15 protein-coding genes are annotated in these 18276 nt (G+C 61.2%); 12 read left to right on the top strand and 3 right to left on the bottom strand.

Annotated features, from left to right (window positions below; all coding sequences use genetic code 11):
- The first annotated feature begins 16 nt into the window (after nt 1–16).
- The 5 genes from ACXR2T_RS12745 to ACXR2T_RS12725 all read left to right on the top strand — a co-directional run bounded on the left by ACXR2T_RS12745 (nt 17) and on the right by ACXR2T_RS12725 (nt 6866).
- On the top strand, nt 17–871 hold the full coding sequence (locus tag ACXR2T_RS12745; RefSeq protein ID WP_458839959.1) for a glycosyltransferase: 855 nt from the start codon (nt 17–19) through the stop codon (nt 869–871).
- The gene (locus tag ACXR2T_RS12740) at nt 831–4307 is read left to right on the top strand and encodes a CHAP domain-containing protein (protein ID WP_458839961.1); all 3477 of its coding nucleotides are present in this window, start codon (nt 831–833) and stop codon (nt 4305–4307) included. Before ACXR2T_RS12745 ends, ACXR2T_RS12740 begins: the two co-directional genes overlap by 41 nt.
- 90 nt (nt 4308–4397) lie before the next feature.
- A complete protein-coding gene (locus tag ACXR2T_RS12735; protein ID WP_489945541.1) occupies nt 4398–5444 on the top strand; it encodes an S-layer homology domain-containing protein in 1047 nt (348 codons plus the stop codon).
- Between the two features lie 55 nt (nt 5445–5499).
- Nucleotides 5500–6450, top strand: coding sequence for a glycosyltransferase (locus tag ACXR2T_RS12730; protein ID WP_489945540.1), 951 nt, complete (start codon nt 5500–5502; stop codon nt 6448–6450).
- Nucleotides 6447–6866, top strand: coding sequence for a GtrA family protein (locus tag ACXR2T_RS12725; protein WP_458839965.1), 420 nt, complete (start codon nt 6447–6449; stop codon nt 6864–6866). Before ACXR2T_RS12730 ends, ACXR2T_RS12725 begins: the two co-directional genes overlap by 4 nt.
- Before the next feature lie 47 nt (nt 6867–6913).
- On the opposite strand, the gene ACXR2T_RS12720 is transcribed toward ACXR2T_RS12725, so the two are convergent.
- Together ACXR2T_RS12720 and ACXR2T_RS12715 are read right to left on the bottom strand one after the other, a co-directional pair.
- On the bottom strand, nt 6914–8851 hold the full coding sequence (locus ACXR2T_RS12720; protein ID WP_458839966.1) for an HNH endonuclease signature motif containing protein: 1938 nt from the start codon (nt 8849–8851) through the stop codon (nt 6914–6916).
- A gap of 118 nt (nt 8852–8969) precedes the next feature.
- The gene (locus ACXR2T_RS12715; RefSeq protein WP_458839968.1) at nt 8970–10874 is read right to left on the bottom strand and encodes a DUF6020 family protein; all 1905 of its coding nucleotides are present in this window, start codon (nt 10872–10874) and stop codon (nt 8970–8972) included.
- Between the two features lie 54 nt (nt 10875–10928).
- Here ACXR2T_RS12715 and ACXR2T_RS12710 point away from each other — a divergent pair, with 54 nt between their 5' ends.
- The 7 genes from ACXR2T_RS12710 to ACXR2T_RS12680 all read left to right on the top strand — a co-directional run bounded on the left by ACXR2T_RS12710 (nt 10929) and on the right by ACXR2T_RS12680 (nt 17833).
- Nucleotides 10929–12851, top strand: a complete 1923-nt coding sequence (locus ACXR2T_RS12710) for an S-layer homology domain-containing protein (RefSeq protein WP_458839970.1) — start codon at nt 10929–10931, stop codon at nt 12849–12851.
- Nucleotides 12852–13026: 175 nt separating this feature from the next.
- On the top strand, nt 13027–13542 hold the full coding sequence (locus ACXR2T_RS12705; RefSeq protein WP_458839971.1) for an Abi family protein: 516 nt from the start codon (nt 13027–13029) through the stop codon (nt 13540–13542).
- A gap of 89 nt (nt 13543–13631) precedes the next feature.
- Nucleotides 13632–13922: a hypothetical protein gene (locus tag ACXR2T_RS12700; RefSeq protein ID WP_458839973.1), complete on the top strand. Its 291-nt coding sequence runs from the start codon at nt 13632–13634 to the stop codon at nt 13920–13922.
- 37 nt (nt 13923–13959) lie between these two features.
- Nucleotides 13960–14565, top strand: coding sequence for a hypothetical protein (locus ACXR2T_RS12695; RefSeq protein ID WP_458839974.1), 606 nt, complete (start codon nt 13960–13962; stop codon nt 14563–14565).
- A 442-nt stretch (nt 14566–15007) separates the two neighbouring features.
- Entirely contained in the window at nt 15008–16138 is a 1131-nt protein-coding gene (locus tag ACXR2T_RS12690) for an AbiH family protein (RefSeq protein WP_458839976.1), read from the top strand.
- 64 nt (nt 16139–16202) lie between these two features.
- Entirely contained in the window at nt 16203–17369 is a 1167-nt protein-coding gene (locus ACXR2T_RS12685) for a hypothetical protein (protein WP_458839978.1), read from the top strand.
- Complete coding sequence (locus tag ACXR2T_RS12680) at nt 17366–17833, top strand: hypothetical protein (RefSeq protein WP_458839980.1); 468 nt, start codon at nt 17366–17368, stop codon at nt 17831–17833. Before ACXR2T_RS12685 ends, ACXR2T_RS12680 begins: the two co-directional genes overlap by 4 nt.
- Nucleotides 17834–17888: 55 nt before the next feature.
- Here the strand turns inward: ACXR2T_RS12680 and ACXR2T_RS12675 are convergent.
- The coding region (locus ACXR2T_RS12675) for a transposase (RefSeq protein WP_489945539.1) at nt 17889–18276 on the bottom strand (388 nt) is incomplete at its 5' end.

Raw genomic sequence — 18276 nt, 5'->3', positions numbered from 1 at the left:
CGTAAGCTCATCAGATATGAATGACGCTGCACCTACCGCTCCGTTCACGCTGCTGCTGCCCGTGTACGCGGGTGATGACCCCACCTTTTTGCGGCTGGCCTTCGACAGCTCGGTCGAGGGGCAGACGCTGCGGCCCGCCGACGCGGTGATCGTGCAAGACGGCCCGGTGCCCGAGGCCCTCGCGGCAGAGCTCGCGAGTATCGAACAGCGCAGCCCGGTGCCCGTGACCGTGGTGCGGCTGGCAGAAAACGGCGGGCTGACGCGGGCGCTCAACGCCGGGCTCGACGCCTGCACGCGCGAAGTGGTGGCGCGCATGGACGCCGACGACGTGTCTGAGCCGACGCGGTTCGAGAAACAGTGGGCGCTGATGAGCGAGGGCTACGACCTCGTCGGCACCGGCATGGTCGAATTTGACAGTGACCCGGCAAGGCCGGGAGCAACGCGCACACCGCCTGTCGGCGCGGCGCGCATTCGCGACCACGCTCGCAGCCACAATCCGTTCAACCACCCGACCATGATGTACCGCCGCGACGCGCTCGAACGGGTCGGCCGGTACGAGCCGTTTGGCAAGATGGAGGACTACTGGCTGGGTATTCGGCTGATCGCCGCGGGCGCGCGGGTCGAGAATATTGCTGAGCCGCTCGTGAAGTACCGTGTGGGGGCGGGCGCGTTTGCGCGCCGCGGCGGGTGGACCGAGGCTCGCACCGAGTGGAAGCTGCAGAGCGCCATGCGCAAGATGGGCTTCGTGACGCGCGGGCAGTACCTGCGCAACGTGGTGCTCAAGGGCGCATACCGGCTCATGCCGGCATGGGTGAAGAAGATCGTGTTTCGTGAGGTCGTGGGAAAAGGCCTGCCAGGTGATCGAGCGTAGCGTCGGGGTTCGGCGTACTCGCACAGCAGCGCTCGCGGCGCTCATGGCGGTTGCGATGGCATTCGGCGCCATACCGAACGTGCCGGGGGCGCAAGCGGTCGCGCAGTCGGAACGGGCAGAGCCTGAAACAGCAGAGCCTGAAACAGCAGAGCCTGCAACAGCAGAGTCTGAGCCAGCAGAGCCTGAGCCAGCAGAGTCTGAGCCAGCAGAGTCTGAGCCAGCAGATCCGGACCCCTCGGTCACGACGCAGGGGGACGAGCCGCGCGGACCCAACGGCGAGATCGCTTCATCTTCGCCGGGGCCGGAGACCGCTAAGCCGTGGCCCGGCGAAGAAGCAGTGCTGCGCGAGTCCGCGCGTGCCATGAGCACGGGCGGGCGAGGATCGGTAATCGGCAACGACTACCCTGCGAAGTACAAGAATTTGCCGTGGCCGTACACGAGCAACAACATTTGGGACGAGTGGAATTTCGCCTACCGGCAGTGCACCTCCTTCGTCGCATGGCGCATGAACAGTGCCAATGGCGTGAAGTTCTCGAACCAGTACATGGGGCTCACACGATGGGGCGATGCCGGGCAGTGGGCAAACTCGGCCCGCAGCGTGGGGATCCGCGTCGACAATATACCCGAGGTGGGCTCGATCGCTTGGAGTGGGCCGCTCTACGAGGGAGCCTCGGGGTTCGGACACGTTGCCTGGGTGGCGCGTGTACTCGACAACGGTTACATCGTCATCGAGGAGTACAACGCAAACTGGTCGGGCAGCTACGGTACGCGTACGGTGAGGACCGACGAGTTTCAGGGCTATATTCACGTTAAAGACATGACGCAGCCGTTTGCCAAGTCGCCGGCCCCCACGATCTCGGGTGCGCACAGCGCCAACAGCGAGCTCACGGCAGAAACCTCCGGCTGGTCGCCCACCCCCACGAAGATGACCTATCAGTGGCGACGCAATGGCGCCGTGATTGCCGGCGCAACGGGCAAGTCATACTCGCCAGTGTCAGCTGATATCGGCACGAAGTTGACGGTGGAGGTGACCGGTATTCGGCCAGGCTATGCGTCGCCCGTCAAGCGGTCAGCCGCGACAGCGACGATCATGATGCCAGACCTTGACGGCAACGGACTCGACGATACCCAGGAACTGCAGCAGTGGAACACCGATGTGAACGGCGACGGCCTGCCAGACGTCGTGGGATTTCACCCAAGCGGTCCGCGCGTAGCATTGCGCACGAGCACTGGGCTTGGACCCATAAAAACCTGGGGAATCGGATACGGCACGAACACCGGCTGGAACACTGTCCTCGACCATCCGCGTGCACTCATCGATGTGAACGGAGACGGCCGTTCTGACGTTGTCGGGTTTGGGGGCGTGGGCGTTTACGTGTCTCTGAGCACGGGGTCCAGTTTCAAAGACCCGGTGCTGTGGTCAACCGGGTTCACGGCGGCCAACAATTACAACGTGCGCGATAGCCCACGCGCGCTTGCCGATGTGACGGGCGATGGCCTGCCCGATGTCATTGGCTTTGCCCACGGCGGGGTTGAAGTGGCCGTCAACACTGGCACCTCGTTTGCGAAGGCCAAAGAATGGGTGAAGGGGTTTGGGGCGGGATCCGGCTGGTCGCCCGACACCACCCGCAGGTTCCTTGTCGACATGAATCGCGATGGTAAGGCCGATGTCGTCGGCATCTCAGACCTGGGCGTGTACGTGTCGTTGAATAACGGGTCTAAATTTGCGGCGGCGGCGCTCTGGGCCGATGGCCGTGACTTTGGGGCGCAGAGCGGCTGGACGTCTGCCCAGCACCCACGAACCCTCGCTGATGTGAACGCCGACGGCCTCCCCGACGTGGTGGGCTTTGCGTCCGACGGCGTTTACGTCATGCTCAATACGGGCGCCGGGTTGCGCCCGAGGTCGAAGTGGGTCGACGGGTTTGGGGTGTCGAATGGATGGAAGGTCGGTGCTCACCCGCGGGTGCTCGCCGATGTGAACGGTGACGGCCGGGCCGACGTTGTCGGGTTCAGTTCCGAGGGCGTCTATGTGGCGCTCAGCACGGGTACGAGCTTTCGGCACGCAGCCCAGTGGAGCAGCGAGTTTGGGGCCGCCGACTGGCGCGCCGATCTGCAACCGCGTCACGTCACCGACGTGAATGGCGACGGTCTCGCCGACATCGTGGGGTTCGCTGATGCTGGAGTCCGTGTTGCGTTGAGCAATGGATCCGGGTTCAACGCTTCGAAGCTCGAACTCAATCAGTTTGGCCGCAAAGCAACGGGCTGGAACGTCGCACAGCACCCCCGCGGCATCGGGGTGCAGACTCTGTCGAAGCGCCCCACGCCCGTCGTGAAGGGGGAGGTGCGGGTCGGGGAGAAGCTTTCGGCGAGCATCGGCGCCTGGGAACCCGCGCCGGTAACGCGCAAGCTCCAGTGGACCCGCAACGGCAAGGCGATCTCGGGCGCCACCGGCACAAGTTACACCCTCACCGCGGGCGACCTGGGTGCCAAGATTGCCCTCAACGTGAGCGCAAGCAAGCCCGGGTTTGCCCGGGTCGCACTCAACTCGACCGCGCACGAGGTGGCTGAGGGCCGGCTTGAGGCGGCAGTACCCACTGTTCAGGGGGCTGCGAAGCTCGGCTCCAAGCTCACGGCCAGCGCCGGATCGTGGGGCCCCGGTGACGTGAAACTGACGTACCAGTGGAATAGGGGCGGCAAGCAGATCCGGAACGCCACGAAACAGAGTTACCAGCTCGTGCGTGAGGACGTGGGGCACCGAGTGACGGTGACCGTGACGGGTACGAAACCCGCCTACGAGACCGTCGCGCGTACTTCGACGGCGCTGCGCGTGCCAGGCACACCGGAGCTGCCGGCAAGCACGCCGTTTGGCGACGTAGACACCGGGCAGAAGTTTTATCGCGAGATCGCGTGGATGGCGACATCGGGGATGTCGACGGGCGTGAAGCAGCCGAGCGGCAAGCCGCACTACCAGCCGCGCGATGCCGTGTCGCGTGAGGCGATGGCGGCGTTCCTGTTTCGGCTTGAAGCGCCGGGGGACTACTCGCCTCCCGCAGATTCTCCGTTCGTCGACGTGCCGGTGGACCACAAGTTCTATCGCGAGATCGCATGGATGTCGACATCGGGGCTATCGACGGGTTCGCCCGCCTCAGGTGGTCGGGCCTATCAGCCGAGGGACGCTGTCACGCGTGAGGCGATGGCCGCGTTCATTTACCGGCTTGAAGGAGCTACTGCGCAGGCCCCGTCTGAGTCGCCGTTCGGTGACATGAAGAAGGGCGACAAGTTCTTCAAGGAGATTGCCTGGATGGGTAATGAGGGGCTGTCAACGGGCAACAAACAGGCGAGTGGAAAACCCTTCTATGCGCCGAAAGACACGGTAACTCGTGAGGCGATGGCGGCGTTCTTGTACCGACTTGAAACTGGGCGGCAGGAACATTGACGACTACACTGGGCGGGTTGCCAATATAGGGAGATTCGTGTGATCGCACCAGTAGTAGCCGCCCAGCCCCGTACCGGGGGACGTAAGAGTATGAAGGCGCTAGCTCTGCTGGCAGGTTTTGCAATGTTCAGCTCAGGGCTAGTTATGGGTGCGGCATCGCCTGCCCTCGCTGACGAGCCGGTGGCTGTCGAAGAGCCGGTGGCGGTCACTGGTGAACTCGCTGACCAGCCGGTTGCGCAGTCTGCGTTGCCGTGCGGCAATGACTCGTGGTGGGATTTTCCGGAGCCGATCGTCACGGGGCGAGTTCAGGTAGGCAAGACGCTTTCAGCTTCCCACGAGCCGGTGGTGCCCGCGGGGGCTACCGCCGTTTACCAGTGGTACAGCACTGACGTAAATGCGAATGCAGGCATGGTTCCCATCAGCGGCGCGACGGGGTTGACGTACAAGCCGACTACGGCAGATATTGGCAAGTGGATAACCTTCGAACTTCGTGCGTTCGCCAATAATAACTGCACGAGAAAGACCGGACTCTCTGTCGGGCCAGTGCGCACCGATGCCGCATATAAGGCCCCCGCCAAGAGCCCGTTCGGCGATGTCACCACGGCAGACAAGTTCTACCAGCCGATTGCATGGATGAAAAAGTCAAACGTGTCGACCGGAACCGCAGCAGGAGAGTACCTACCGAAAGACGGAGTGTCTCGTGAAGCAATGGCTGCGTTCATGTTCCGATTCCAAGGAGCGACGCGCTATGTGGGGCCGACTGATTCTCCCTTCGCGGATGTGAAGCCGGGCGACAAGTTCTATGACGCGATCGCATGGATGTACGAGACGGGAGTGTCAACGGGTACGAAGCAAGCGGCCGGTAAACCGAAGTATCTGCCCAAAGACACGGTTTCGCGTGAAGCGATGGCCGCGTTCATCTATCGGCTTGAAGCAAGCAAGGCGAAGGCTCCAGACAAGACACCATTTAAGGACGTCTCGGCCAAGGACAAGTTCTTCAAGGAAATCGCCTGGATGTCGGCAACCGGGCTTTCGGGAGGCTACAAGCAGCCCTCGGGTAAGCCTGCCTATGTGCCCAAGGAGCGAATCTCTCGCGAGGCGATGGCGGCGTTCCTCTTCCGACTCGAAGGGAAGTAAGCACCCGTCCAGGGGTAGGTGAGTAGGTAGTGCGGGGCTCCAGTAAGATGATGGCGTGACTGACCTTCGCCCAGATTCCGCCCAGAGAATCGCCGCTATCGTGCCGTGCTACAACGAAGAAGCCTCGGTCGCGCAGGTCGTAACCGACCTGCGCGACGCGGTGCCCGGCATCGTCGTGTACGTGTACGACAATAACTCGGCAGATCGCACCGCAGAGGTGGCGGCTGCGGCGGGCGCAATTGTGCGCCGCGAAGAACGTCGCGGCAAGGGCAACGTGGTGCGGCGCGCTTTCGCTGACATCGATGCCGACGTGTACCTGCTCATCGACGGTGACGACACGTACGAGGCAGCGATGGCTCCCGCGATGATCGAGAAGCTGCTGTCGGGACCCTACGACCACGTGCTCGGCTGCCGCGTCGACGACCCCACCCAAACCGCATACCGTGTGGGCCACGCCCAGGGTAACCGCATGTTTAACAGCCTCGTTGGCTGGCTCTTTGGTGAACGGGTCACCGACATGCTTTCGGGGTACCGCGTGTTTTCGCGGCGCTTTGTGAAGTCGTTTCCGGCCCTGTCGGCGGGGTTTGAGATCGAGACAGAACTAACGGTGCATTCGATGGCGCTGCGGGTGCCTCAGTGCGAAATGCCCGTTGGGTTTAAGGACCGGCCCGAGGGGTCGGAGTCGAAGCTAAACACGTTCTCTGACGGGTTCAAGATTCTCTGGCTCATTGCCCGCCTGTTCTCGCACGAGCGCCCCTTTGCGTTTCACGGGCTGATCGCGACGATCAGCATGGTACTGGCCCTTATCTTCGGGCTGCCGGTGATCGCTGAGTACCTCGAGACGGGCCTCGTACCGCGCATGCCTACGGTTGTGCTGGCCGCGGCGCTCGCCATCATTTCGGCGTTCGTGGCAACTACCGGGGCCATTATCGCCGCGGTATTGAAGAGCAGGCGAGAAGCAGCCAGGCTCGCCTACCTACGGTTCCGACCGGCGACGCGCGCGTGAAACTCGGGGGGTCGTTCTTTCGCTACCTGCTCGTAGGGGGCGGCATGAGCGCACTCGACCTAGGGCTGTTTAGCCTGTTTGCGGTGGCGTTTGGCGTGCCAGAGATTCCCTCGAACGTCGCGTCGACGATCATTACGGTGCTGGTGAGTTACCAGCTCAACCGACGTTTTGTGTTTCAGGGTGCCCGCTCGGGTTGGCAGGCATTCTTCTCGTTCGCGGGGTTGACGCTGGTAACGGGGCTGCTTGTGCAGTCATTCATTGTGTGGGGAGTTATTTCGCTCGGTGTCGCTGTCGCGCCGGGACTGCCTCACGGCGTGCTCGCGCCAGCAGCAAAGGTGGTTGCGATGGGAGTGGGGGCGCTCTGCAACTACTTTGGGTATCGATTCATTCTTGAGCCCCGGCGGCAACAGGCGTAGTGCTGCCGGGCCCGGGCCAGGACCTGGATCCCGGCCAGGACCGCGGATCAGAACGGTTCTCGGTTCTTAGGATCGAAGCGATTGGGTGGCCGTGCTGGTTGATGGTCGGGGTCGTCATCCCACTCGTCGTACCCGAATGGATACTTCGCTCTGTTCTCGGCGGCGATCGCCGCGGCATCGGGCGATTCGAGCGCGGTGCGAAACATAACCTTTGAAGGCGGTTTGGTGCGATACTCGCGCCCCGACGGGAAGGTCCAGGTGAACTCGCCGCGCTCGCCCTGTTCAACGAGGCAACCGCCGTGATGTTTAATCACATGGTGACCGCGACATAAACTACCAGTGTTGCTTAATGATGTGGGGCCGCCATGTTCGGCTGCGATGGTGTGGTCAATGTCACACCGGTAGATGGGCAGAGTACACCCAGGGAAGCGACAGTGCGGGTCTCGCGCTGCCAGGTATCGCCTCAGGTGCGCCGGTACGCGATAGGTGTCTACGGAGAGAATGTCGCCGCTGGATTCGTTGCCACCGGCTGCACCGTCGGCTGCACCGTCGGTGGTGCCGTCGGTGGCGCCTTCGGTGGTGCCGTCGGTGACGATGACCGTGTCCCAGGTGGGGGTGTCGTGCATCACTCGAGTCGCTGTGTCGGAGTCGATCGGCCCAACACCCACGAGCTCGGGCTGGAAGCCACCCTCGTGATCTTCGGGGCGGAAGGCCTGCCCAGCGTCGGACTGATCGGCCCCGTCGGGCTGGTCGGCGGCACCGTCAAGACGGCCGGTGAGCGACACCGGCACGAGCACCTGTACACGAGCGGTTACGCGAGGCCCGCGCCGCTTACCGTTACCGTTGCCCGGGCCGTAAAGTTCGTCGTCATCGACCTCCCCGTGTAGTAGCAGGGCGATCAAGCTATCGGCGCGCGCCTCGCCCAGGGGCCGCTTCAGGGCCGCTGCGCCCGCTGCTGAGATGGGCTCCGCGGGGGTTGCTGTGCAGGTCGCCGACTTTGCGGCCGCGAGGTCGTGGGTCTGCAGCATCTTGCCGTACTGCGTCAACCGGTCGAACACGGCGTGCGCTTCAAACGTGGTCACGAGGGCTCGCACCTCGCACATGCCGTCGTCCCGCTCGATGAGTTTCACGCACCGGTCACGCTTCGCTATGCGATGCCGCTCGTCAAAGGTCACCCCGGCCAGCTTCTCGGCTAGTCGCTTCGCCACCGGTTGTAATTGCTGTGGGGTGAGCTCGCGCGCGTGCGCGACGACAGCGAGATCGAACACTTCGTATCGGTGGGCGATCTCACGCTCGGCCGCCTCGTCGTCCAATGGGGCCCCGTCGGCATCGGTGAGAGTTGTGCCGAGCTGTTCAGTGGCGAGGTGCCCGATCACATGGCCCGCGTTGACGACGCTGCGCACGTGTTGTTCAGTTACTTCGCCCCGCGACAGGGCTTCGACCATGCCACTGCAGTGGGTAACCGCGTGGGTAGCCTGGGTGATGTCGTTCGCGACCCGGCCCTCAGAGACGCGCAGAACCGCGCTCATTTCAGCACGCACGACCCGGTGACACCGATCGCGCCACACCGCCGACCGGCGCGGGGTATTGCTCGCTGCGGGGCGCGTCTCAACGCCTGCCGCTGGAGCTGGCTCTGCACCTGGCTCTGCGCCTGGCTCTGCGCCTGGCTCTGCGCCTGCCGGATCCGCCTCGCCCACTGCCGGATCCGCCTCGCCCACTGCCGGATCCGTCTCGCGCGTTGCATGCGCTGTCTCATTCTTACGAGCGAGCTCCTCGCGTGCCTCGGCGAGTTCTGCCTCCATCGACCCGGGCTCGGGGAGGACCGGCCTGTCGCCTTCACACTCGGCGAGATCGAACGCCGCTGCTAACAGCTTGGTTCGCTCGGCCTGCAGGCCACGAATGCGCGCGTCGACGTCGGCGACCCGGGTGACCAGGTCGGCGAGCTGCCCCCGGTTAGGGCTTTCGACGTCGAATGGATGTTGCATGATTTCATTACAACAGGGACCACCGACATCGCCTCATCGAAAAACGGCGAAAACACGTGCCTCGACGAAAGTCGCGAGATCTTCTCGGTATCCCACAACAAACGACTGGATCGTTAGGTTAGCGGCCTACAAAGGTTTCATCAGCATCAGCACCAGCACCAGCACCAGCACCAGCACCGGAACCAGCACCAACACCAACACCAACACCAACACCACCAGCACCCGTACCACCACCGGCACCGGCGCCGGGGGCGGTGCGCCGTGATCCGGCGATGACAGCCAAGAGCGGCAGCATCGAGAGCAGCGGGGCGGCATAGCGCGCCTCGGCAAACACCGGCGAGATCATGGCCGTGCCCCAGACGAGCAGCAGCAGTACCGAGACCGGGGCGGCAGCGCTGCGACGCCGCAGCATCGCGATCGCGGTGAGGAACACCGCGGCCCAGGTCCAGACACCAATATTCAGGGCCCAACCAATTATGGGCAGCTGCGGCAGCTTGTGATTGATCTCGTGCGCAAAGAATGCACGGTACCGCCCGGGCTCGGTGCGATCCGAGTCAAGGTTGGGGTCGAGTTCGTGCGCGGTGTTTTCACCCTTAAACGCAGTACTCGAAGCGTTGAGCATCATCACCCAGTCGTCGTGACTCACGAGACGGTAGGCGGGCCCGCGCTTAGCGTAGGGCATGTCGGGGTACCAGTAGCCCGTGGTTGACGCGAGCAGCGTGTCGACGTAGCTCGCGGGATGCTCGGCCCCCTGACGCAGCCAGAGCTTCACGAAGCCCGCAGGGTCGGCATCGAACGCCTCTGAATCAAAGCGGTTCTTCACGGCGTCGGCCCGGTCGAAGACGTAGGCCTTGCCGATGTCGGCGCCAGCGTAGTACCGGTCGATGGCCTCGCGCGACGACGCGTCGAGCTGCTCGGGGTAGTCTCGCACCACGCGCGCGATCTGCTGCGACGGCAGCGAGAACATTTCACGCTTGTCACCGGGCAGCGCATCGAGCGTGGTGATCAGCGCGGCGTGACCCGCGACGTACAAAATGACGGCGGTGCCGCCGAGTCCGAGCCACTGCGCGCGACGCAGGTAGAAGCCCCGCCAGAGCCCCTGCAGGCGGTCACGGCCCAAGAAGAAAAGCACGATGAGCAGCATCGGCACGACGAGGTAGATGCCCGTTTTCTTCGAGAACATCACCCCGAGAGCGGTCGTGACAAACGCGAGCCACAGCAGCCAACCTGGCGCCACCCCGCGTCGCATGCGAACTACGATGAGGGCGGCAGCGGTCGCAAATGCGGTCACAAACGCGGTGAGCCAGACGTCCTTCCACAGCGTCACCGAGAACCAGCCCATCATGGGGTGCGCGACGAGCAGCACCAGCGAAGTCGTGAGCAGCCAGCGGGGCGGAGCGAACTCTCTGAGCGAGGCGACGCACAGCGCGTAGATCACCGCGAGCACCAGCAGCTGCACAAGAGAGACGATGCCCAGCGCGGTCTGCACGTCGCCAGTGAGCGCGAGCGCCGGCCGCAGCACGGCCTGGATCGCGAGCGTGTTAGCGAGCGGGTGATGGTCGGCGTATGGTGTCTTACCGAGGGCCTGCCGAATCTGCACCAGCGTGTCGGGCGAGATGGTACCAGGCCAAAGCAGCACCCAGTAAACGCCCCACCCTACCGCGAAAATGCCAAACAAAGCCGCGGCGAGCGGCCAGAACGGTAGCCCCCAGAACTTTGACCGACGACTGGGCAGCGACCATCCCGTCCAGTTGCGCGCGGCATGAAAGATGGGCAGCAGAATGACAAGAAACACGGCTGCCGCGAGCAGAACCTCGCCCGCGAACGCGACGATGCGTAACAATGAGGTGAGTTTAAGGCTCTGTTCTTGCACAATGCGCCAGCCCGCCATCTTCGCGAACCCAAAGGCGAGCGCCACGACGATGGCGAGCCACCACGTCGCGGGGGTGGCGGTCTTCCAAGAGTTTCGCCAGGTACGTGCAAGCCCGCTCTTCGGGCCGCTACCCGCCTTGTGCATCGACATAGCTCCTGACTTTATCAGGGGTGTAATCATTCGGTGTCCCGTAGAGTGGGGGCTATGTCTCGCCCGCTTCGCACGCTCACCACCGCCGCGCTGGCGATCGTTCTTGGCGCGGGTCTTGTAGGGCAGCTCGGCCTCACCGCGCCCGCGTTCGCCACCGACACCGCCGCCAGCGGGCGCACTGACGCCGGAGCCGCGTCGGCTGCCGACGCGAGTGCCGACGGGAGCGCTGCTGCGAGCGCCGACGCGAGCGCAAACGCGAGTGCCGGATCAGCTGCGGACGGTGCTTCCGATGCCGCGGCCGATGGTGGTGCAGGTGCAGGCGCGGGGTCTGACGCGGGGGCGGGTGCTGGTGCCGGTGCTGGTGCTGGTGCTGGTGCTGGTGCTGGGTCTGATGCGGGTACCGGTGCTGATGCGAGTGCTGGTGCGAACTCGGGCGCTGACGCGGGAGCCGATGCCGGGGCAGCCTCGAACAACGCCGGCGGCAGTGACTCTGGCGGAGCGGGAAACGCAGACGGCAAACCTGACGATGAGCAGGGGACACAGCGCCCTGGTAAGCAATCTGATCCGAAGCCGTTAGTGCCGTTTGATGATCCTGACGCGAAGGGCGATGTTGAAGTGCCGCGACTGCTGGCGGCATCGGGCGGGCTGCCATCCGCTGGCTTCAAAGCGGGCTACATTATTTCTGACGCCAATATGTACGACGGTACGGCGTTGACTGCACCGCAAATTCAGACCATTTTAAATCAAGAAGTCCCGAAATGTACGATCAACGATCCAAGATATCCCGAACGTAAAGCAGGGACTCCGGTCTTCGAATCTACCGTTTCGACTCATTGTTTGAGGGACGTGAAAATTGCGACCCAGAATCGCGCAGCGAATGAGTATTGCCAACCATATCGTGGGGCGAACAGCGAAACAGCCGCTCAAATTATTGTAAAAGTTGGGCAAGCTTGCGGGATCAGTCCGAAAGTCCTATTAGTGCGGTTGCAGATTGAGCAACGCCTAGTTACGGACACCTGGCCATCCGTATACAATTACTCTTTCGCGATGGGGTGGAACTGCCCGGATTCGGGGCCAGGCAATTCTGCGAACTGCAATAAAGGTTCGGCGGGATTGATGGACCAAATTTATGGTTCGGCCTGGCAAATTAAGCGCTATCAAGCAAAACCGAACGACTATAAATACAAGCCACGTCGCATAAACCCGATCCAGTGGAATCCAGACGTGAGCTGCGGCACATCAAATGTGTACATTGAGAACGACGCTACTGCGGCGCTCTACATCTATACCCCCTACCGTCCTAATCAGGCGGCGCTTGACGCGGGATGGAACGCCGCGAGTCACCCGTGCGCTACCTACGGCAACCGTAACTTCTATCAGTACTATCGCGCCTGGTTTGGGTCGCCGAACACGTTCTTCCCTGACGTGCCCGAGACGCACAAGTTCTTCACGGAAATTGAGTGGATGGGCCAGAGTGGACTCAGCACCGGCACAAAAGTCTCTGATGGGCGCGGTGTCATATACCAACCGGGCTCGGGCGTGACGCGCGAGGCGATGGCTGCGTTCTTGTACCGACTCGAGAAGTCGAAGTACAAGGGCCCCGCCGAGTCGCCGTTTGAAGACGTGCAGCCCGGTGACAAGTTCTACAACGAGATCACGTGGATGTATGCCGAGGGCGTCTCCACGGGCAACAAAAACCCGGGCGGCAAGCCCAAGTTTGCCCCGAAAGACAACGTGTCGCGTGAAGCGATGGCGGCGTTTCTCTATCGCTTCCAAGAGAGCAGCTACGCGGGCATGGCCACGTCACCGTTCGCCGACATCTCGCAAGGGCACAAATTCTACAAAGAGATCACTTGGATGCGCAAGCAGGGCCTCTCGTACGGCAACAAGCAGCCCAGCGGCAAGCCGACGTACGCACCCTACTCGGCGGTGTCGCGTGAGGCGATGGCGGCGTTCATCTACCGCCTGAAACACTAGCGTCCCGTCCTCCCCTTCGAGGGGGAACCCGTGATAATATAAGGCCACTACATCCCCCACGCCTCTCCATGAAGCGCACTTGGGGGATTTTCTATCTGAAGGAAGTGGTAGCCCGATGGCGGGTCAACGGCGTGCGTCGCGACCTCGTGGAAAGCTCCTCTTCGACAAGCCGCCCATGTCGCTCGACACGTTGGCCGTTCGTCTCGCAGACAGGGGCCTGGTCATCCCCGATAAAGAACGTGCAGTGAGGTACTTGCGTCACATCGGTTACTACCGCCTTTCCCCGTACACGATCCCTTTTCAACGGCCTGGGCCCGGCCACCTGTTCGAGGAAGGCACCACCTTCGACGAAGTCCTAGACCTCTACGTGTTCGACCGCTCTCTGCGGCTGCTCGTGCTTGACGCGATCGAACGGGTAGAAGTCGCGGTGCGTGCGGCACTGACAGACCACATGTCCACGGCGTATGACGACGCACACTGGTACATTAACCCTGATCATTTTCGTGACCAGGGGAAGCACAACGGGCTTCTCAGGATCGTCCGAGAGACGGTTGATGCGAGGTTGCAGGCCGTCGCGGAGCCGACTGGGTCGCACAACGACGATAGAACCGTCGACTATGGAACGTCGGCCTTGGTGTGTACCCGGCCATTCCGACTACACCCTCAATTCCCTGGCTCTCGGGAGGGCTGAACATGTACCTTGCAGCTCAGCGATAACTTGGCCATTTGAGCAATGCATTAAGTCCAAAACAGGTGAGCGCGGGATGGCAAAGGTTATGGGTGGCGTTCTTCTTGATTGTGCTGCTCACCATCGTTCATGTGGGTGGCGAACGCGTCACTAGCTACCTATTTGCGATTACCTCCGCCATAGTTCTGTGGGTCAGTACCAACCGGGCACGGGGAAGTCGAGCCTTCACGCTGAGACTGGGCGAGCCAGTGAGTGTAGAAGAGCTATTCGACGAGAACGCGGTTGCCGGGTATCTCGCGGCTGGATCGCTATTCCTTCTTGCTGCGCCAAAGGCTGTAGAACTACTCAAAGAAGTTGGAGCCTTGATGGAGCGGCTCGGGTGAGGACGGTCGGCGGGAGGGTGTAGATAGGCTGGCAGGCATGTCTGCTCGCCGCTTCCTGTTTTCCCCACTCACGCTCATCGCTCTCGCTGCTACCGCCGTCGGCTGTGCTGCCGAACCAATGCCAGAAACGCCGGAGGCGCCGCGGGCGGCGGAGGTCACTGAGATGCCCGAGGCACCGGCGGAGCCAGTCGAAGAGCCCGCCACCACGGCGATTCCCTCGACGTGTGAGGAGCTTCTGCCGCTGGCGACGGTGCAAACGTATGATCCGCGGTTAGAGGCGCACCCCGGTGTCGATGCTGAGACACAGCTTGCGGGGATGATCGGCCCGAAGACGATGGCGACGCTCCGTGCCGGCGGCCAGCAGCTCTACTGCGACTGGGGGATTACTGGTACCGGCGCGCTCGCGTATCTCGGCGCTGCGGTTGTCAACGAGGCTGCGAAAGCGGAGTTGGTGACGGCACTGCGCGACTCGGTCTACGAGGAGGTAGCGGCGGAGGGCGCGGAAGCGCGATTTACGCAGGGGCAGAGTGCGGAGCACCAATACACCGATCGCATCATTATTGATGGTGATGTGCTCATCGCAGTTAGCCACACGATCACTGGCGATTTCGCGCAGGACGCGTGGGCGGGGATCCGGCGGTGAGTGGTGCACGCATCTACTCGATGACCTGCGGTAGTTGCGGGTTTCTAGAGGAGCACCGGGTGGCGGGAGCCGGGGAGCCGAAGTTCAACATGGTCACGCCGCGCCGGATCAGGGACGCTACGGGAGCGACTGTCGCTGTGGCTACCTGCCCACTGTGCAGTGGGCGAGTCATGGGTGAGGTGCGTGCGGGGTGCCGACCATCCAGCGATCTGATACCTGAGGGTAAAGGGCGTTGGGGGACCGGCGAATGAAATAATTTGCGGTACCGTGCTGGCGGGCGATCAGTCGCAAGCAGATGGAGCGGGAGCTATATCGGGTAGGCGCGCCGGTGCGCCACATTACGCAGACCGGGAAGCGATTGGGCTGTCTTGGGGCGGTGGGGCCCTGATCGACGTAAGAGGTGTAGTCCGACGATGTATAAAACGAATGATAAGGAAGCCTAATGTACTCAACCCAGCCAAAACCAAAGGGTGCAGTTGGAACCAACAACGTCATGGTTCTTGTTGGGAACGGTTTCGACCTTCAGGTATTGCACGAATATGGCCGCGAAACCACAACGAGCTACGTGGATTTCTTTCATTTCCTAATGATGAAGAAGGTTTCTAAGTCCAACCTAGTAGTTGAGCAGATGGCCGAAGCATTCAACTCCAAGCCCCGCTCGGAAAACTGGAGCGACATTGAAGCCGGAATTGAGAAGTTGGTTGCTGACGGGAAGCCAATTGAAGACATCAGGGCTTCCGTCCAAGAGATCCAGCATTGGTTCGCAGAATTCCTGAATTATGTTGTGGATACTGACCTGCTCACTGCGCTTAGCTCGGATACAGTGAGAATGAAATGGACTGAGCGGACGCTAGGAAAGTTCTTGAGGGACATCAAAAACTCTCAAGAGCTAAGCAAGGTTCCTTTTGGAATGCGACGCGGGAACTATGAGCTCTATAACTTTCAGTTTGTGAATTTTAACTACACCTCAATACTCGACAATTACATCTACATGGATTCGGAGCAGTTCAAGCCGCTGCCGAATTCGACCGTGGACACGAACTTCTGGTTTGACACGAATCCTCGCGACTTTGCGGGTGAAATTCCATGGAACTACAGCCATTCAGTATTTTTGGAATGCCAACCTGTAATTCATCCGCATGGGTTTCAAAACACACCGCGTTCCTTGCTGTTCGGCATTGATGGTGACGGGATGTCGCGTGACGCTGTGGCTAAGGTCTCAAAGTCATACTGGGCGCGGGTGGAGCAGCGCTATAGCCATATGTTCAACGAGACGGCACTCTTCGTGATCTTCGGCTGCTCGATGGGGGTTGCAGATGCTTGGTGGTGGTCAAATATCGCCAAAGCACTGCTCGCTGACGAGGCCTACAAGGTTGGCCTCATGATCTACAAATGGAACGGCTCGAGCGATTCCAAGCTTTCCGACGATGAGGTGACGGAAGAGTTTTTTGCAGGTGCCAAGATCACGGATCCGGGCGAAAAGATGAAGTTGGCCAGAAAGATTGCAGTTGTCAGCTACACGGACTCAGAAGACCGGATTTTTCTTAGTACCAAACGTGAGGAGGTCAAATGAGGGTTTAGCCTTACTCACTTCGCGAGTTGTACACCCGAGATCACAAATCGCATAGGATGGCCGAATGGGCGAAGAGAAGACGCCGGAGGTGAAGAGGCTCCGGCTTACAGGTGCGCGTTTTGAGCACGGCCACCTCCCTATTGACTCGCTAGTAGAGCTGCAGAAGTATCAGGAGCTGCACCGGATCGCTGCTCGTGCCAAGTGGCGTCATGACAATCCCGGTGAAGAGATTCCGGCAGATTTCGATGATTCCGTCCGTCTAGCTATCGAGAGCATCAACGAGGGCAGTGCTGATATTGCGCTCGGTTTTGAACAGATAGCCGTGTATGCCGAGTATCGCGTCGCGGCCGAGGATGCGGTGGATTCAGCTATTGCATCCGCATACTCTAACTCCGATCATGCGGTGCTGTTGCCCGAATACATCAGCGATGACGAGAGTGTTGAGTTCCGGCATACTGCGACCGAATTCGGTGAAACCCTCAAGGGTGAACAGACGATCGAGGTGTATCGAGCGTCTCCGGACTCCCCGGCGGTAAGTATTAGCCTTGTGACTCGGCCTGAGGCGGTAAAGAACCTCGTGTTTGAGGAGGACTTTCTCGTATCTGAGGCAGAGCAGCTCTCGGTTGCCAAGATTGAGCCGAGAGAAGCTTCCCTTGTCGGGCGAGTGATCGTCATTGAAGCAGGGAAAAAGACCTTCACGCTGGAACTCGCCGATGGGCACACCGTCAAAGGCTGGTACAAGAAGGACCAAGAAAAGATCGAAGACCTGCGCGAGGTCATAGATTCTCCCTCCGAAGCACCGCTCACACGCGTAACTGGGACGCTTTCCTTTAAGGACGGCAAGCCATTCCGCATCAACCCGGTTGACTCCATCGAGCAACTTGAATTCGATGAAACTAGCTGGGGCCTTCGCCTTGCTAAGTTTGCCTCGCTGCTCCCAGGGTGGTCGGACGGCGAAGGGGAGCAAATTTCTTCTGTCGCTCTCGACGCCGCGCAGGTACTGCTTCGTGAGGCCTTTGAATTCTACGATGAGACGCCAGGAGTGTTTCCCACTGAAGACGGTGGCATCCTCGTGGAGTGGGCTGATCGTGAGAGTGTTCTCAGCGCGGAGATAACTAGCGAGGGAGCCTTCGAATTGTTCGCCATGGGTCGAAGCGATGATGACGGCGAGCATGAGGAGACACGAGACGTTAAGAAGGCACTGGATTTCCTGCGTGGAGGTGGCGAGTGAGCGTCCCTAACGTGCAGCTGGCCGACGGCGAAGAGCTCATGGATATCGCTGCCGAGCTCATGTATCGGCAGATCACAGACCTGATGATGGACAACGGAAGCCCCTCGACCTCAGCATTCGGGCCGGCATCGATCGACAGGGGGAAGCCCTCGTACTCACGATCGAACGAGGTCTCCGCCCAGCAGGCTAGGGACTGGCACACCGGCAACGCTTCACGCCCATCGCTCGGAGTTTGGGCCGTTTCAGTTGCAGAAGTCGTGGGTGCCGGCCTGGTTGCTGTCGATGATTCGAAGACACCACTCCCACCCAACGGCAAACGAGCGCCGGGACATTGCTTCGCCGACTTCCGAGGCATGAACAAGCGGGCGGAGCGCGTGTATAGAGCAAAGCTCTATTTCGGCGCTATTGACCGTGGTGAAATTCCAACAACTGGGACGTTGCCGGACGGCCAGCTTTTTGAATAGAAGGGGTATCCATTTAAGCGCCGAGTCATTGACTTAAATTTCGGTGCCTGAGCATTCACTCCCGCCATGGACGTAACGGCGAGAGCGCGGTCAACGTGCCCGGCTTTTCGCGTTCACCACTGACGCCACGAAGCTTCGCGGCTTTTGGTTTGGAGTCCCGCACGAGTTCTCGGTAGGTCACCGGCATTGCCGCGACGGCACGCTGGAGCAGCCTGAAGAACACAAGCCCTCGATGGGTGCTGTGTCGCCGGTTAAACCGGAACACAAACTCATCCAGGTACTCCTGAAGGTGAGCGGCAGTACCCGCACCTTGGTAGGTGCCTTCAATCATGCGCTTTGCAAGCGCGAATAGACGATGGACCGCCGGTGAGTATTCGGACTTCTGAGCACCGCCAGTATTCCGGTTGAGCACCGCCCGCTGAAGCGCAGTTATTGTCTGGTGA

It is taken from the genome of Leucobacter faecis, from assembly GCF_054456635.2.
The sequence above is the reverse complement of the archived record's forward strand: the minus strand, read 5'-3'. Positions and strand labels throughout refer to the sequence as shown.

What these genes read in the sequence shown, in the direction of transcription:
- ACXR2T_RS12720 (WP_458839966.1), bottom strand. Translation starts at nt 8,851, where the DNA reads ATGCAACATCCATTCGACGTCGAAAGCCCTAACCGGGGGCAGCTCGCC.
- ACXR2T_RS12695 (WP_458839974.1), top strand. Translation starts at nt 13,960, where the DNA reads ATGTCTGCTCGCCGCTTCCTGTTTTCCCCACTCACGCTCATCGCTCTC.
- ACXR2T_RS12685 (WP_458839978.1), top strand. Translation starts at nt 16,203, where the DNA reads ATGGGCGAAGAGAAGACGCCGGAGGTGAAGAGGCTCCGGCTTACAGGT.
- ACXR2T_RS12745 (WP_458839959.1), top strand. Translation starts at nt 17, where the DNA reads ATGAATGACGCTGCACCTACCGCTCCGTTCACGCTGCTGCTGCCCGTG.
- ACXR2T_RS12735 (WP_489945541.1), top strand. Translation starts at nt 4,398, where the DNA reads ATGAAGGCGCTAGCTCTGCTGGCAGGTTTTGCAATGTTCAGCTCAGGG.
- ACXR2T_RS12705 (WP_458839971.1), top strand. Translation starts at nt 13,027, where the DNA reads ATGTCGCTCGACACGTTGGCCGTTCGTCTCGCAGACAGGGGCCTGGTC.
- ACXR2T_RS12710 (WP_458839970.1), top strand. Translation starts at nt 10,929, where the DNA reads ATGTCTCGCCCGCTTCGCACGCTCACCACCGCCGCGCTGGCGATCGTT.
- ACXR2T_RS12715 (WP_458839968.1), bottom strand. Translation starts at nt 10,874, where the DNA reads ATGTCGATGCACAAGGCGGGTAGCGGCCCGAAGAGCGGGCTTGCACGT.
- ACXR2T_RS12690 (WP_458839976.1), top strand. Translation starts at nt 15,008, where the DNA reads ATGTACTCAACCCAGCCAAAACCAAAGGGTGCAGTTGGAACCAACAAC.